At 71.5% G+C, this 14796-nt stretch carries 16 protein-coding genes and 1 pseudogene; 9 read left to right on the top strand and 8 right to left on the bottom strand.

Going from position 1 to position 14796, the window contains the following annotated elements; all coding sequences use genetic code 11:
* Positions 1-44: 44 nt before the first annotated feature.
* A complete protein-coding gene (locus tag ACZ6A9_RS20665; RefSeq protein WP_468987489.1) occupies positions 45-1031 on the bottom strand; it encodes a DUF1648 domain-containing protein in 987 nt (328 codons plus the stop codon).
* Entirely contained in the window at positions 1028-1375 is a 348-nt protein-coding gene (locus tag ACZ6A9_RS20670; RefSeq protein WP_468987490.1) for a GntR family transcriptional regulator, read from the bottom strand. Before ACZ6A9_RS20670 ends, ACZ6A9_RS20665 begins: the two co-directional genes overlap by 4 nt.
* A 173-nt stretch (positions 1376-1548) precedes the next feature.
* Here ACZ6A9_RS20670 and ACZ6A9_RS20675 point away from each other — a divergent pair, with 173 nt between their 5' ends.
* On the top strand, positions 1549-2190 hold the full coding sequence (locus ACZ6A9_RS20675; protein ID WP_468987491.1) for a hypothetical protein: 642 nt from the start codon (positions 1549-1551) through the stop codon (positions 2188-2190).
* Here the strand turns inward: ACZ6A9_RS20675 and ACZ6A9_RS20680 are convergent.
* Genes ACZ6A9_RS20680 through ACZ6A9_RS20690 form a run of 3 tightly spaced genes read right to left on the bottom strand, consistent with a single transcriptional unit; the run spans position 2144 to position 3299 of the window.
* The gene (locus ACZ6A9_RS20680; protein ID WP_468987808.1) at positions 2144-2332 is read right to left on the bottom strand and encodes a DUF397 domain-containing protein; all 189 of its coding nucleotides are present in this window, start codon (positions 2330-2332) and stop codon (positions 2144-2146) included. The genes ACZ6A9_RS20675 and ACZ6A9_RS20680 overlap by 47 nt on opposite strands.
* A gap of 8 nt (positions 2333-2340) precedes the next feature.
* Positions 2341-2538: a DUF397 domain-containing protein gene (locus ACZ6A9_RS20685; protein WP_468987492.1), complete on the bottom strand. Its 198-nt coding sequence runs from the start codon at positions 2536-2538 to the stop codon at positions 2341-2343.
* Between the two features lie 8 nt (positions 2539-2546).
* Positions 2547-3299, bottom strand: coding sequence for a DUF5753 domain-containing protein (locus ACZ6A9_RS20690; RefSeq protein ID WP_468987493.1), 753 nt, complete (start codon positions 3297-3299; stop codon positions 2547-2549).
* On the opposite strand from ACZ6A9_RS20690, the pseudogene ACZ6A9_RS20695 reads away from it, so the two are divergent.
* Together ACZ6A9_RS20695 and ACZ6A9_RS20700 are read left to right on the top strand one after the other, a co-directional pair.
* Positions 3298-3707 (top strand): annotated as a pseudogene (locus ACZ6A9_RS20695) (ATP-binding protein). The gene ACZ6A9_RS20690 and the pseudogene ACZ6A9_RS20695 sit on opposite strands and share 2 nt — an antisense overlap.
* 58 nt (positions 3708-3765) lie before the next feature.
* Complete coding sequence (locus tag ACZ6A9_RS20700) at positions 3766-5121, top strand: ankyrin repeat domain-containing protein (RefSeq protein ID WP_468987494.1); 1356 nt, start codon at positions 3766-3768, stop codon at positions 5119-5121.
* Between the two features lie 433 nt (positions 5122-5554).
* Here ACZ6A9_RS20700 and ACZ6A9_RS20705 read toward each other — a convergent pair whose 3' ends face one another.
* Positions 5555-6469, bottom strand: a complete 915-nt coding sequence (locus ACZ6A9_RS20705; protein ID WP_468987495.1) for an RNA polymerase sigma-70 factor — start codon at positions 6467-6469, stop codon at positions 5555-5557.
* A 192-nt stretch (positions 6470-6661) separates the two neighbouring features.
* Here ACZ6A9_RS20705 and ACZ6A9_RS20710 point away from each other — a divergent pair, with 192 nt between their 5' ends.
* A complete protein-coding gene (locus ACZ6A9_RS20710; RefSeq protein WP_468987496.1) occupies positions 6662-7147 on the top strand; it encodes a carboxymuconolactone decarboxylase family protein in 486 nt (161 codons plus the stop codon).
* Positions 7148-7611: 464 nt separating this feature from the next.
* Here ACZ6A9_RS20710 and ACZ6A9_RS20715 read toward each other — a convergent pair whose 3' ends face one another.
* Positions 7612-7950: an XRE family transcriptional regulator gene (locus ACZ6A9_RS20715; RefSeq protein ID WP_030818657.1), complete on the bottom strand. Its 339-nt coding sequence runs from the start codon at positions 7948-7950 to the stop codon at positions 7612-7614.
* A complete protein-coding gene (locus ACZ6A9_RS20720; protein WP_468987810.1) occupies positions 7947-8333 on the bottom strand; it encodes a type II toxin-antitoxin system RelE/ParE family toxin in 387 nt (128 codons plus the stop codon). The genes ACZ6A9_RS20715 and ACZ6A9_RS20720 overlap by 4 nt, the downstream gene beginning before the upstream one ends.
* Positions 8334-8683: 350 nt before the next feature.
* On the opposite strand from ACZ6A9_RS20720, the gene ACZ6A9_RS20725 reads away from it, so the two are divergent.
* From ACZ6A9_RS20725 to rbsD, 5 genes are all read left to right on the top strand, one after another.
* Positions 8684-9727 (top strand): LacI family DNA-binding transcriptional regulator, encoded by a 1044-nt coding sequence (locus ACZ6A9_RS20725; RefSeq protein ID WP_468987497.1) that lies wholly within the window; start codon positions 8684-8686, stop codon positions 9725-9727.
* Positions 9724-11265 carry a sugar ABC transporter ATP-binding protein gene (locus tag ACZ6A9_RS20730; protein WP_468987498.1) on the top strand — a complete coding sequence of 514 codons (1542 nt, stop codon included), beginning with the start codon at positions 9724-9726 and terminating at the stop codon, positions 11263-11265. The genes ACZ6A9_RS20725 and ACZ6A9_RS20730 overlap by 4 nt, the downstream gene beginning before the upstream one ends.
* Positions 11255-13213, top strand: a complete 1959-nt coding sequence (locus ACZ6A9_RS20735; protein ID WP_468987499.1) for an ABC transporter permease/substrate-binding protein — start codon at positions 11255-11257, stop codon at positions 13211-13213. Before ACZ6A9_RS20730 ends, ACZ6A9_RS20735 begins: the two co-directional genes overlap by 11 nt.
* Positions 13214-13335: 122 nt before the next feature.
* A complete protein-coding gene (locus tag ACZ6A9_RS20740; RefSeq protein ID WP_468987500.1) occupies positions 13336-14241 on the top strand; it encodes a ribokinase in 906 nt (301 codons plus the stop codon).
* Positions 14238-14627: a D-ribose pyranase gene (rbsD, locus tag ACZ6A9_RS20745; RefSeq protein WP_468987502.1), complete on the top strand. Its 390-nt coding sequence runs from the start codon at positions 14238-14240 to the stop codon at positions 14625-14627. Before ACZ6A9_RS20740 ends, rbsD begins: the two co-directional genes overlap by 4 nt.
* The last annotated feature ends 169 nt before the right edge of the window (positions 14628-14796 follow it).

Raw genomic sequence — 14796 nt, forward strand, 5'->3', positions numbered from 1 at the left:
ATCCGACGGTACCGGTGGGGTGTGACAGGGGGGCCGGGACCGGCTCATCGCTTCGAACGCCGGGCGATGAGGGAGTTCAGCAGGGCGGCTCCGCGTTCGGCGTCGTCGACGCTCACGGCGAAGTCCTTGCCCTTGGCGGTACGGATCACCAGACATTCGCCGCCGCGCAGCATCACCGTGGTGCCCAGCCCGTTCAGCCGGTACCCCCAGCCGCCGACCTGGGCGGCGGTGCGCGTCTCGACGCGGGCGGAGGCGATGCTCCCGGCCGCCCACCGCCGTGCCGGCCAGCCCAGCGGACCGAAGGTGACGTCGAGCCCCTTCTCGCTCACCCGGGCCTGCACCGACGCGCAGCCGAGCACCAGCACCGTGGCGAGGGCGAGAGGCCCGGCCAGCAGCGCGGCCTCCGACCCCGTCAGGCCGCCCACCGCCGTGACCGTCGCCGCCACGGAGACGACGCCGGTCACGGCAGCCATGAGATGGAGCCAGGGATTGGAGGTCCGGGACAGCCAGACGAACCGCTGCCCCTCCGGTATCTCCATCGTCGGTCCGGCCGGCGGCGGCACCGTGACCCGGGCCCGGTGGCCGGCCCACAGGGCCGCCGCGCCCACGGCGACCGCCGCCGCCAGGGTCACGACCACCCAGCCCGTCACCGAACCGGCCTCACGCCAGTCGGCGTTGTCCAGGTTCGCCCGCACGATGGACGCCTGGGCGCCGAGCAGCGTCACACCGCCGAACCCGAGTGTCGCGCCGGCCCACCCGGGCGCCGCCCCGGCGGCACTGCCGCGCGCCCGCCACAGGATCAGCACGACGACCGCCGCCATCCCCAGCCAGATCAACCCCGGGACGAACGTCGCGGCCCAGAACGACATGGAGGAGTCCGGCCCACCCGACGCGTCCCAGTGGGTCGCCAGCCGATCCGGCAGCCGGTCCCTGGCGGCCAGCGGCAGAGCCACCAGCACCCCCAGGACTCCGACGACCCAGCCGCCGGCTCCCCACACCGCAGCACTCCTGCGTCCTGTTCGGTCGGTCACGGGATCCCCCTGATCATGTCGATGACGTCGTCCTTGCCGTATCCGAGGCGCGCCGCGTCAGCCACGACCTCGCGTACGCGGTCCAGCAGGGCCGAGCGCTCGTCCGCGCCCTGGGCCACGGTCACGCCCCGCCCCCGCCGGAACTCCAGCAACCCCTCGTCGCGCAGCGCCCGGAGGCCGCGCAGCACCGTGTTGACGTTCACGCCCAGTGCCTGGGAGAGGTCCCGCGCCGGGGGCAGCCTGTCGCCCGGCGCACATTCGCCTTCAGCGATGGCACGCCGGATCGCGCCCGCCACCTGCTCGTGCAGGGGGCGGTGATCCGCAACGTTCAGTCTCAGCAGCATGGTGCTAATGACAATAGCACCATGGTCGTTCCTTGAGGTGGCCCCAGCGCGCCTCAGCACCCCTCGGTCCGCTCATGTCACCCGCGCACGCCCTCGCAAAAAAAGCGGCAGCCACGCAGGTCGGACCATGAGACAGTGCACGTCGGCCGACAAGGGCCGACAGAGGGAGGGCCATGGGCCTGATCTACAGCTACGAGATCCAGCTGCCGCCCCGGAACATCGCCAGGGCGCTGACCCGCGTGGCCGAACTGGCCCCGCCGCACCGCGACGTGCCGCCCCTGGAGGTCACGTTGCCGGGCGGCGAGCGGGTGGTGCTCCCCTTCACGTCCGGCCTCAAGAGCGAGCCGGTCGACTGCTCCACCGGCGGCACGTTCGAGCTCAGGACCTCACTCATGTTCGGCATCGACGACGTGGTGCGCACCTATCTGGAGGCGCGTGGCGGCGGGGTCGAGGAGAACGGGCGCGTCCAGATCGGGTACGTCTACGCGACCGTCCGCTTCGCGTCGCTCGTGCACCCCGGTTACGCGTCGATCGAGTTCTGGGCGGCGGCCTCGGCGATGAGCCGTCTGTTCGCGGCGTCGGCGAGTGTCAGGCAACTGTTCACCGACCTGACCGCCGCGAGCGGTGGAGTGTGCTGCCTGTTCGACACCGGCGACGGCGGGCCCGAGGAAGTGTGCTGGCTCAACGGTGAGGCGACCTGGGAGATGATCGGCGGCTCCCGCTTCCCGGACGTTGAGGCGCTGGTGGCGACGTGGCCGGACCCGGACGTCACGGCTTCCCCGCGGGTGCCTTCAGCGCCGCGAGGAATTGGGTGAAGGCGGCGGTGGGGAAGGTGAGGGTGGCCCGGGCGGGGGCCTTGGAGTCGCGGACGGCTGTGTGGGTGCGTGAGGTGGCGATCTCCACGCAGTTGTTGCCGTCGCCCTCGCCCGAGTGGGACGACTTGAGCCAGTTGTCCATGGTGTGCCTCACAGCCTTCCGGCCGTCTCCTTGACCGCTCGTACGAAAGCGCCGAAGGCATCGGTAGGGAAGGCGAGTGTTCCGTTCGCGGGAGCCTTGGAGTCTCGTATGGCCACGAGCGTGCGGGAGTGCGCGATCTCAAGACACGAGTTGCCGTCACCGGGGCCGGAGTAGGAGGACTTTCGCCAGACGCGGGGAGCTCCCATGGGGTGCCTCACAACTCCTTCGTCAACCTGTGGATGAAGTCACGTGACCGCACCGGGTCCAGCGACACAGCCTCCACTTTTCGGAAGAGTGTGCGAAACGCACCGAGTTGCGCCTCCGCGTCCATGAACGCGGTACCGACAGGTGTGTCACGTACCACGGTGTCAAGCTTCGGGACCGCGCCACCTGCGTACACCATGGCACTCGCGGCTCCTGCGAACCCTTCGAGGTCGAAGGGGATCACGCGCACGGTGATGCGGTCCTCCTCGGACACCTCAAGAAGGCGAAAGAGCTGCGCTCGCGAGGCAGCACGGTCTCCCACCATGATCCGAAGTGCCGCTTCGTGAATGACCGCCTCGTACGAAGTGGGCTCGGGACTTTCAAGGATTACCTTGCGCTGCATGCGGTGCTGGACACGTACCTCAAGCTCTCGTGCGGGCAGCTCGGGGACCCGGTAGGCGAAGACGGAGCGAGCGTAATCCTCTGTCTGGATCGGGCCGGGGATGTACAGGAACTGGACCTCCTGCAGAAACGTGGCGTGATGTTCCAACTCCGCGAGGTCGAGAAAGGGAGTGGGCAGCAGGGAGCGGTACTCCTCCCACCATCCGCGTGTCCGGTCGGTCGCCATCTCCACCAAGGCATCCACCAACTCGACGTCCGTACAGACGTAGCGGGACGCGAGACGGCGCAACCGTTCTTCACTCACTCCCGAAAGTCCGGGCCCCGATCCCCGACTCCCCTCACGTACAACGGAGTTCCGCATGTCCGGGAACGAACCGTGGGAGTGCTCGCTGTACATCCCCAACGACCTCCGCGCCGTCACCGTCAGCCGCCGCACCCTGCGTCTCATCCTGACCATGCACGGGCTGATCCGCATCGTCGACGTCGCCGGACTCCTCGCCACGGAGCTGGTCTCCAACGCCGTACGGCACACCAAGGGCCCCGCCGGCCTGCGCGTGCACTGGTCGCCGCCGGGGACGTTGCGGATCGGGGCGTGGGACGCGGACCCCCAGCCCCGGAGCCGCCGCGTCCGTTGGCAGGGGACACCGAGTCGGAGGACGGACGGGGCCTGGCGCTGGTGCGGGCCTGCGCCGACGTCTGGGGGTGGCAGCCGCTGTTCCGGCAGGGCAGTCCGGGCACGTACGTGTGGTGCGAGCTGTCGGCGGCCTGACGGGCTGCCGCAACAAATGGCTTGTCCGTACGCGGCTTCCCACGCATGCTCGACCCTCGTGAACGGGGATGAAGTCGACCGGCGGCTCGTGGCGGCGGTGCGGGCCGGGGATGTCGAAGCGGTGCGGGCGTTGCTGGACGAGGACGCCGACCCGAACGCACTGTACGGCGACGGGCTGCCGGTGCTGTGCGCGGCCGTCGCGGCGTTCGATTCCGCCGTCGCCGATGTACTGGTCGAGGGCGGGGCCGACCCCGACCGGGTCCTGCCCGACGGGACGACACCGCTGTGGCGTGCCGTCGACGGCGGCTCACCGGCCGTCTTCACCGCCGTACTCGGCGACGAGCCCCGGCTGCGGCTGCCCGAGGAGACCCGCGAGCGGCTGCTCGCCCTGGCCCGCAGCTGGTACGAGACGGGCGTGGCCGAGGAGTTGCGGCGCCGTACGGGCGCGTCGGGGCCGGTGCGTACGGTTCGCCTGCCGGATGACCCCTACGAGTACCACCGGATCGACCAGGTCTCACTCGGCGGCCTGGTCGCGCGGACCGGGCACGGCGGCATCCTGACCGCCCTGGAGTGGGCCTTCCGCGTCCTGACCCCCGTGGACGACCTGATCGCCCGGGCCGCCGACCAGCCGGACGAGCAGCACGCCACCTGGTGGGAGGTGCTGTCGGTCCTCCTGGAGCGCCCCAGCTTCGAGACCTGGCAGGCCGTGGTGGCCCACCGTCACCACCCCGACCCGGCGCACCGCCGTTTCGTGGCGGAGTACCTGCGCGTAAGGGGAGTCCTCGTGTACGACTCCCCGTACGCGCGGCAGGAGGGTGACTTCCTGACCGCCTGGGCGGTGGAGGAGACGGATGTCGACATGCTCCTGAAGGTGCTGGAAGCCTTCGCCGAGTACGAGCACCCCGGTACGGAGGACATCGGTCTGCGCTACGCCTGCCACCCCGACGTCCGGGTACGCAGGCAGGTGCCCGAGCTCTTCTGCCCCTGGGGCGCTTCCCTGACGCCCCCGGCCAGGGACGGGCTGCTCGCCCTCATCCGTGACCCGGACGCCAGGGTGCGGCTGCTCGCCTCCCGGGTGGCCGTCCACGACGAGGCCCTGCTCCCCCCCGCCGTGCAGGCGCTGCTCGCCCTGGCCGACGGCCCGGACGCCGGGCTGCGGGGTCAGGCAGCGGCGATCCTGGCCTCCTGCCCCGACCACTCGCCCGCGGTCGCCGACGCCCTGTTCGCGCTGCTCGACGAGGACGACCGACTCGCCCGCCTGGAGGCCGCCTACGGGCTCGCCCTGCGCGACGACCCGCGCACCGCCGAGGCGTACCGGCGGATCAAGCACCTCGACATCGGCACCCCCGACGACCACCGGTGGAGCAAGGTGTGGGACTGGCAGTACGACAGGGAACGAGCAGCCACCGAGTGACACGGGCGCGGGTGGTTCATGCCGCCGCCATCCCGCAGCCGGCAGCCGGCAGCACCCTACGCCGCCTGCTGCGACGCCCTTCTCCGAGGACCACGAGGACGACCAATTGCGCGGTCGCCCAGGAATTGCTCGCTCTCCAGAAAAAGAGAGGCACTTCGGCCGACGATGTTCATCTTCCGCTCATCCGAGCACGCACCTTACGCTTCTCCGTCGAATGCTCACGCTTTCGAAGAGACGAGGGGCCGACCATCGGCGGCTCTTCGTCCCGCCCGACGAAGCAGCCCGGTCGCGTACGCGGAACGTGCCGCCACCTCCGCATCGGCACGATGCGGAAGCGACCGAGGGCGCTGACGGAAGGCCCGCCGCAGCCCGCCCGTCGCACCACCGCCGCCTGCGGCCCGACCCCGCGACAGGTGGCGCCGGAGGGCCGCCCTCAGCGGTGCAGGACCGTGCGCCGGTGCATGCGCGTCAGCTTCTCCGGGTTGCGCACGGCGTAGAGGCCGGTGATGAGGCCGTCGTCGAAGCGTGCCGCCATCACGGTGTCGAGTGCGCCGTCGAGCCGGACGAGCAGGCCCGGGAAGCCGTTGACCTGCACCGGTTCCATCGAGACCGCGGCGGGCTGCTTGACCAGGCCGCCGAGCATGAGGCGGGCCACCTTGCCGGCCCCCCTGACCGGCCGCGGGACGGCCTGCTTGATGCCGCCGCCGTCGCCCAGCAGGACGACGTCCGGCGCGAGGATGTCGAGCAGTCCCTGGAGGTCGCCCGTCTCGACGGCCCGCTGGAACGCGGCGAGCGCGTCGTGGGTCTCGGTCCGGGAGACCGCCCCGCGCGGCCTGCGCGCCGCGACGTGGGCGCGGGCCCGGTGGGCGGTCTGGCGGACCGCGGCCGGGCTCTTGCCGACGGCGTCGGCGATCTCGTCGTAGCCGAGGTCGAACACCTCACGCAGCACGAACACGGCCCGCTCGGTCGGCGTGAGCGTCTCCATGACGAGCATCATCGCCATGGAGACGCTGTCCGCCAGCTCGACGTCCTCGGCCACGTCGGGGGTGGTCAGCAGCGGCTCGGGCAGCCAGGAGCCGACATAGGACTCCCTGCGGCGGCCGAGCGTCCGCAGCCGGGTCAGGGCCTGCCGGGTCGTGATCCGCACGAGGTACGCGCGCCGGTCCCGCACCTCGGAGAGGTCGACGCCCGCCCACCGCAGCCAGGTCTCCTGGAGGACGTCCTCCGCGTCCGCCGCCGAACCGAGCATCTCGTAGGCGACGGTGAAGAGGAGGTTGCGGTGGGATACGAAAGCCTCGGTGGCGGGGCCGCCGTGCCCGTCGTGCCCGTGCTCGCCGTGGTCGCTCATCGCTCCGACTCCGTCCATCCGTCCGCCTCCGACCGTGTCACGCGCACAGGACGCCGGCCACCGTCGTCCTGTGACATCCACCGGCGGTAACCCACGTCACAGCGGCGCCCCGTCACACGAGCCGGACGGCCGGCATCTCGTGTTCGTCAGTACGTCAGTTCGCCGGTAGGGCGTCGACAGTGAGGACGAGTCATGGACATCCGGTTCAACCTGTTCGAGAACGAGATCGGCATCAAGCTCGCCAAGCGCTTCGCGGGCCTCGCGCAGGTGGTGCAGCAGTCGCCGCTGCCGAAGTCCACGCAGGAGCTGGTCGCGCTGCGCGCCAGCCAGATCAACGGCTGCGGTCACTGCATCGACATGCACGTCAAGGAGGCGGCGGCCGCCGGTGAGAGCGCGATCCGCCTGCACCTGGTCGCCGCGTGGCGCGAATCCACCGTGTTCACCGAGGCCGAACAGGCCGCGCTGGCGCTCGCCGAGGAAGGCACCCGGCTCGCCGACGCCCACCAGGGCGTGTCCGACGAGACCTGGGCCCTGGTGCGCAAGCACTACGACGACGACCAGGTCGCCGCCCTGGTCGCCGTGGTCGCCCTGATCAACGCGGCCAACCGGCTCGCCGTGATCCTGCACCAGCCGGGCGGATCCTACGAGGCAGGCATGTTCGCCGCCGCGATGAACTGAGCCGGGCCGACGCGGGGCCGGGGCCCCGGCCCCGCGCCATGGCCGGGCACAGGGCCACCCCTGGGCACAGGCCCACGCCCCCGGGGACCGACCGCGCCCCGGGCACAGGCCGTGCGTCCGTTCCACGGTCGCCTCCCGGGCACCTCGGCGGCGCCTTCGTGGATGCCCACCGCTGATGCGAGCTGTGGCGCCGGCAGTACGACCAGGAGCACCCGGCCGCCGAGTGGTCGGCCCCGGACGACTCATGTCCCGTGCGGCCACGAGGCTGCACCACAAGCGCGCCGGTGCCACGTCCGACGAGGGCAAAGTTCATTTGTTCATCCAGGTCAGCGCCCGGACCGGCCTCAATGATCGCAGCTTCCCAAGCTGAGAGCGCGAGTTCGGTTCTCGTCACCTGCTCCATGAAGAAGGCACGGGTTCGGCGACCTGGGCCTTGCTGATTGACGAGCGCTTTGGCGCGTGCCTCAGGCGACGGTGTACTCCGCGTCGCCGAAGTCTGCGACTACTCGCAAGCGGCCGCCGAGCGCTTCCACGTAGGCCCGGAGAGTCGCGACCTCCGCGCGATCCAGCTCACCGTGCTCGATCGCGGAGACCCGAGGTGCTGAGACCCCCATCGACGCGGCCACTTGGCGCTGAGTCAACGCTTGTTCACGCCTGACCTCCGCGAGCTTGTGAGCACGCACTTCGGCGGTCAACCGGTCCATGGCCGCTTGCTTCTCCTGAGGCGACCGCACCGGCAGCCCCGATGCCGCGCGCCGCTCGCGCGCCCTGCGCTTGGTCTCCTCCCAGCCCACGGTGCTCATTCGTACTCCCTGGTTTCGAGATCAGCCAGATGTGCCTGGTATCGCTCTTCGGCAAGCGGAATGTTGATGTCGTACCAGCGCTGCCAGTTTCCGGCTTTCTCGCCGGCCACCAGCAGGACTGCCCGGCGCACCGGATCGAAGGCGAAGAGGATGCGGATCTCACTACTCCCGGACGATCCCGGCCTCAACTCTTTGAGGTGATGGTTCTCAGCACCCTTGATCCGATCCACCAGCGGACGACCGAGCGTCGGGCCCGTTGCCGCCAACATGTCGATGGCGTCTTCTACCTGTTCGGAGCTGTCCCAGTCCTCTTCGGCCAGCGCCTCGAACCATGCCGCGACCTCCCCGACGAGAACCACTTCCGATTGAGCCACGGCCACAATGTTAATGCAAGCGTTAACCTCGCCCCGACGTCCGGCCCAACCCTCGCAGAGGTCAGCGCTCCTGGCCGGGCGGCACGGTGAAGAGCTTCTTGGGCAGGGGCGACGCCAGTTCCGCCGCCCCCGGCACTCCCCCTTCGTCCCTACCGGCGATGGGATCCAGTCTCCGCCCCGACTGACGCCCCGCCCACGCGAGCCGCTCCCCGCACACCCGCAGGCAACCCCGGCCCGAAAGGACCCGTGCCACCCACCGGTCACGATTCGATTTCGGCCACCGTCCACCCCCTTGCTTCCCGCCGTGTAATCGATTCCAATCCTCCGTGTAATCGATTCCACGAGGAGGTGGAACGGCGATGGCGAGCATCAAGGACGTCGCCGCCGAGGCGGGAGTGTCCGTCGCCACGGTGTCGCGGGTGCTGAACCTGCACCCGTCGGTCAGCGAGGACGCCCGCCGGCGCGTCACGGCCGCCGTCGAGCGGCTGGGGTACCGGCCGAACGCCGTCGCCCGGTCCCTGCGCACCGACCAGACCCGCACGCTCGGGCTGGTCATCAGCGACGTGATGAACCCGTACTTCACCGAGCTGGCCCGCTCCGTCGAGGAGGAGGCCCGCGCGCTCGGCTACAGCGTGATCATCGGCAACGCCGACGAGCGGCCCGACCTCCAGGACCACCACGTCACCACGCTGCTCGACCGGCGCATCGACGGGCTGCTGGTCTCCCCCACCGACGGCGGGTCGCCCGGCATGCTGGGCGCCGCCCGCGCCGGGACGCCCATGGTGTTCGTCGACCGCTGGATCCCCGGCGTCGACGTGCCCGTCGTCCGCTCGGACGGACGCGACGCCGTACGGGACCTGGTCGCGCACCTGTACGGGCTCGGACACCGGCGGCTGGCGATCATCGCGGGGCCCGCCGCCACCACCACCGGCCGGGAGCGCGTGGACGCCTTCCGGGCGGCGCTCGGCGCGTACGGGCTCGGCCTCCCCGACGCCTACACCGGCCAGGGCGACTTCCAGGCCGACAGCGGCCGCCGGGTCACCGAGGGCTTCCTCGACCTGGCCGAACCGCCCGAGGCCGTGTTCGCCGCCGACAACCTGATGGCGCTCGGCGCCCTGGACGCCGTCCGCGCGCGCGGACTGCGCGTCCCCGACGACATCGCGCTGGCCGCGTTCGACGACATCCCCTGGTTCGTGCACACCGATCCGCCGGTCACCGCCATCGCCCAGCCGACCCGGGAGCTGGGGCGGGCCGCCGTGCGCGCCCTGGTCGACCGGATCGAGGGACGGCCCGGTGAGTCCGTCACCCTCCCCGCCCGGCTCGTCGTGCGCCGCTCGTGCGGCGAGCCGGTCTCCCCCGAACCCCCACAGTCCCCCTCCCCCGTACGAAGGAGTACGCCGTGAGCAGCCGCAGTCCGGACGAGTTGCTGCGCATCGAGGGCATCCGCAAGACCTTCCCCGGCGTGGTCGCGCTCGACAGCGTCGACTTCGACCTGCGCCGGGGCGAGGTGCACGTGCTCCTCGGTGAGAACGGCGCGGGCAAGAGCACGCTGATCAAGATGCTCTCCGGCGCCTACACGCCCGACGCCGGGCGGATCGTGGTCGGCGGTGAGGAGGTGCGCGTCCACGGCGCGCAGGACTCCGAACGGCTCGGCATCGCCACCATCTACCAGGAGTTCAACCTGGTCCCCGACCTGACGGTCGCCGAGAACATCTTCCTCGGACGGCAGCCGCGCCGGTTCGGGATGATCGACCGGAAGAAGATGGAGGCCGACGCCGAGGTGCTGCTCGAGCGCGTCGGGGTGAAGGTCTCCCCGCGGGCACGGGTACGGGAACTCGGCATCGCGCGACTCCAGATGGTCGAGATCGCCAAGGCGCTCAGCCTCGACGCGCGGGTGCTCATCATGGACGAGCCGACCGCCGTGCTGACCACCGAGGAGGTCGAGAAGCTGTTCGCGATCGTGCGGCGGCTGCGCGCGGACGGCGTCGGGATCGTCTTCATCACCCACCACCTGGAGGAGATCGCCGCCCTCGGCGACCGGGTCACCGTCATCCGGGACGGCCGGAGCGTCGGGCAGGTGCCCGCCTCCACGCCCGAGGACGAGCTCGTACGGCTCATGGTCGGGCGGTCCATCGAGCAGCAGTACCCGCGGGAGCGGGGCGACGCCGGTGACGCGCTCCTCAAGGTCGAGGGGCTGACCCGCGACGGTGTCTTCCACGACGTGAGCTTCGAGGTGCGGGCCGGTGAGGTCGTCGGCATCGCGGGGCTCGTCGGAGCCGGGCGGACGGAGGTCGTACGGGCCGTGTTCGGGGCCGACCCGTACGACGCCGGGACGGTGCACGTCGCGGGGTCCCCGCTGCGCCGGCACGACGTGAACGCCGCGATGACGGCCGGGATCGGCCTGGTGCCGGAGGACCGCAAGGGGCAGGGGCTGGTGCTCGACGCCTCCGTCGAGGAGAACCTCGGCCTGGTCACCCTGCGGTCCACGTCCCGCGCGGGACTCGTCGACCTCAAGGGGCAGCACGAGGCGGCGGAGCGCATCGCCGGGCAGCTCGGCGTGCGGATGGCCGGTCTCGGCCAGCACGTGCGGACGCTGTCCGGCGGCAACCAGCAGAAGGTCGTCATCGGCAAGTGGCTGCTGGCCGACACCAAGGTGCTGATCCTCGACGAGCCGACGCGCGGCATCGACGTCGGCGCGAAGGTCGAGATCTACCAGCTGATCAACGAACTGACGGCCGCCGGTGCCGCCGTGCTCATGATCTCCAGCGATCTGCCGGAGGTCCTGGGCATGAGCGACCGGGTCGTCGTCATGGCGCAGGGGCGCGTCGCGGGCGAACTCCCCGCCGAACGCGCCACCCAGGACGCCGTGATGGCCCTCGCCGTCAGCACCCCTCACAGCAGCAACAGCAGCAACGGAACGGAGGCCGACCGTGGCCACTGACACGCTCAAGAGCAAGCCGGGCGCGCAGGGCGGCGCCACGGGCGGCCTGCGCCGCCTGCTCCTCGACAACGGCGCGCTGACCGCGCTGATCGTCCTCGTGATCGCCATGTCGGCGCTGTCCGGGGACTTCCTGACCGCCGACAACCTCCTCAACGTCGGCGTGCAGGCCGCCGTGACCGCGATCCTCGCCTTCGGCGTCACCTTCGTGATCGTCTCGGCCGGCATCGACCTGTCGGTCGGCTCGGTCGCCGCGCTGTCGGCGACCGTACTGGCGTGGAGTGCGACCGAGGCCGGGATGCCGGTCGTGCTGGCCGTGCTGTTCGCCGTCGCGACGGGCATCGTCTGCGGCCTGGTGAACGGTTTCCTCGTCTCGTACGGGAAGCTGCCGTCGTTCATCGCGACGCTCGCGATGCTGTCGGTGGCGCGCGGTCTGTCGCTGGTCATCTCGCAGGGCTCGCCCATCGCCTTCCCCGACTCCGTCTCCCACCTCGGCGACACGCTCGGCGGCTGGCTGCCGGTGCCGGTGCTCGTGATGATCGTGATGGGGCTGCTGACCGCCTTCGTCCTCGGCCGGACCTACATCGGCCGCTCCATGTACGCCATCGGCGGCAACGAGGAGGCCGCCCGGCTGTCCGGGCTGCGGGTGAAGCGGCAGAAGCTCGCGATCTACGCCTTCTCCGGCCTGTTCGCCGCCGCCGCGGGCATCGTGCTCGCCTCCCGCCTGTCCTCCGCGCAGCCGCAGGCCGCGCAGGGCTACGAACTGGACGCCATCGCCGCCGTCGTCATCGGCGGCGCCTCCCTCGCGGGCGGCACCGGCAAGGCGTCCGGCACCCTGATCGGCGCGCTGATCCTCGCGGTGCTGCGCAACGGGCTCAACCTGCTGTCCGTCTCCGCGTTCTGGCAGCAGGTCGTCATCGGCGTGGTCATCGCGCTGGCCGTCCTCTTCGACACGCTGCGCCGCAAGGCGGGCGCGACCACCCCGGCGGCCGGGACGTCCGGGGGCGGGAACCGGGGCAAGCAGGCACTCACCTATCTGATCGCCGCCGTCGTCGCCGTCGCGGTCGTGGGCGCCACCTCGCTGCTGCACAACGGGTCCTCGGCCGGCACGACGCAGAAGATCGGGCTGTCGCTGTCCACGCTCAACAACCCGTTCTTCGTGCAGATCCGTGACGGTGCCGAGGAGGAGGCGAAGAAGCTGGGCTTGGACCTCACGGTCACCGACGCGCAGAACGACGCCTCCCAGCAGGCCAACCAGCTGCAGAACTTCACCAGCGGCTCGCTCTCCTCCGTCATCGTCAACCCGGTGGACTCCGACGCCGCCGGCCCCGCGGTGCGCGGCGCGAACAAGGCCGGCATCCCCGTCATCGCCGTCGACCGCGGCGTCAACAAGGCGGACGTGGCCGCGCTGGTCGCCTCCGACAACGTCGAGGGCGGCGCGCTGGGCGCCAAGGCGCTCGCCGAGAAGCTCGGCGGCAAGGGCACCATCGTCATCCTCCAGGGCCAGGCCGGCACCTCCGCCAGCCGGGAGCGCGGGGCGGGCTTCGCCCAGGGGCTGAAGGAGTACCCGGGCATCAAGGTCGTCGCCAAGCAGCCCGCGGACTTCGACCGCACCAAGGGCCTGGACGTGATGACGAACCTGCTCCAGGCGCACCCCGACATCAACGGCGTGTTCGCCGAGAACGACGAGATGGCGCTCGGCGCGATCAAGGCGCTCGGCTCCAAGGCCGGCACGTCGGTGCAGGTCGTCGGCTTCGACGGCACGCCCGACGGGCTGAAGGCGGTCGAGGCGGGCTCGCTGTACGCCTCCGTGGCGCAGCAGCCGAAGGAACTGGGCCGGATCGCGGTGCGGAACGCGTTGCGCGCGGCGGACGGCGAAAAGGTGGAGAACATGGTGAAGGTTCCGGTGAAGGTGGTCACGAAGGAGAACGTGGCCGGCTTCGAGGGCTGACGCCGGACGCGCTGACGCGGCGACGCGCGGAGGCGTGAACGCGGCGACGCGCGGACGCAGGGACGAAAGGGGCGGGCGGTCACGTCGACCGTCCGCCCCGCACTCGGATCGGGGAGCGATTCATGTACGACTACGACCTCCTGGTCGTCGGATCGGCCAACGCCGACCTGGTGATCGGTGTGGAACGCCGGCCGGGCGCCGGGGAGACGGTGCTCGGCTCCGACCTGGCCGTCCACCCGGGCGGCAAGGGAGCGAATCAGGCGGTCGCCGCCGCCCGCCTCGGTGCCCGTACGGCCCTGCTGGCGCGGGTCGGCGACGACGGGCACGGCCGGCTGCTGCTGGACTCGCAGCGGGCGGCGGGGGTGGACACGGTGGGTGTGCTGGTGGGCGGGGCGCCGACCGGGGTCGCGCTGATCACCGTGGACCCGTCGGGGGACAACAGCATCGTCGTCTCCCCGGGGGCGAACGGGCGGCTGACGCCCGCCGACGTGCGGGCGGCCGCGAGCCTCTTCCACGCCTCCCGGGTGGTGTCCACCCAGTTGGAGATCCCGCTGGAGACGGTCGGGGAGGTGGTGCGGAGCCTGGCGCCGGGCAGCCGCTTCGTCCTGAACCCGTCCCCGCCGCAGCCCCTGTCGGCGGAGGTGCTGGCGGCTTGCGACCCGCTGATCGTCAACGAGCACGAGGCGAAGGTCATCCTGGGTGACGCCGGCGGCATCAGCGACGAACCGGAGGACTGGGCGCGGCTGCTGCTGGCGAAGGGCCCGCGCTCGGTGGTGGTGACGCTGGGCGGCGAGGGCGCGCTGGTCGCCTCCGCGGAGGGCGTCGCCCGGGTGCCGTCGGTCACGGTGCACGCCGTGGACACCACCGGTGCGGGTGACGCGTTCACCGCCGCGCTGGCCTGGCGTCTCGGTGCGGGCGAGTCACTGGCCGAGGCGGCGGCGTACGCCGCCCGGGTGGGGGCGGCGACGGTCACCAAGGAGGGCGCGCAGGTGTCGTTCCCGACGGCCGAGGAGGTCGCCGCCCTGTGAAGAAGCACGGAATCCTGAACCGCGGGCTCTCCGGCGCCCTGGCCGCACTGGGGCACGGGGACGGGGTGCTGGTGTGCGACGTCGGCATGCCGATACCCGACGGGCCGCGGGTGGTGGACCTGGCCTTCCGGGCGGGGGTGCCGTCCTTCGCCGAGGTGCTGGAAGGGCTGCTCGACGAGCTGGTGGTGGAGGGCGCTACGGCGGCCACCGAGGTGCGGGGCGCCAATCCGGCGGCGGCGGAACTGCTGTCCGGCCACTTCCCCGCCCTCGCCCTGGTCCCGCACGAGCGGCTGAAGGAGCTGAGCGCCGGCGCACGGCTCGTCGTCCGCACCGGCGAGGCACGGCCGTACGCGAACGTCCTGCTGCGCTGCGGCGTGTTCTTCTGACGCCTGCGCCGGCCCCCGGCGGGCGCCGGCCGGACAGACTTCGAGGGGGCCCGGTCCGTGGACCGGGCCCCCTCGGTTCCCTCCCCCTGTCAGAACCTCTCAAGCCCCCCGGGTCCCCTCCCAGAGGTCCTGACGCGACGTTCGACCCGCGAGGTGGGGGGAGGGTTGC

Source organism: Streptomyces sp. NPDC041124 (assembly GCF_055592385.1).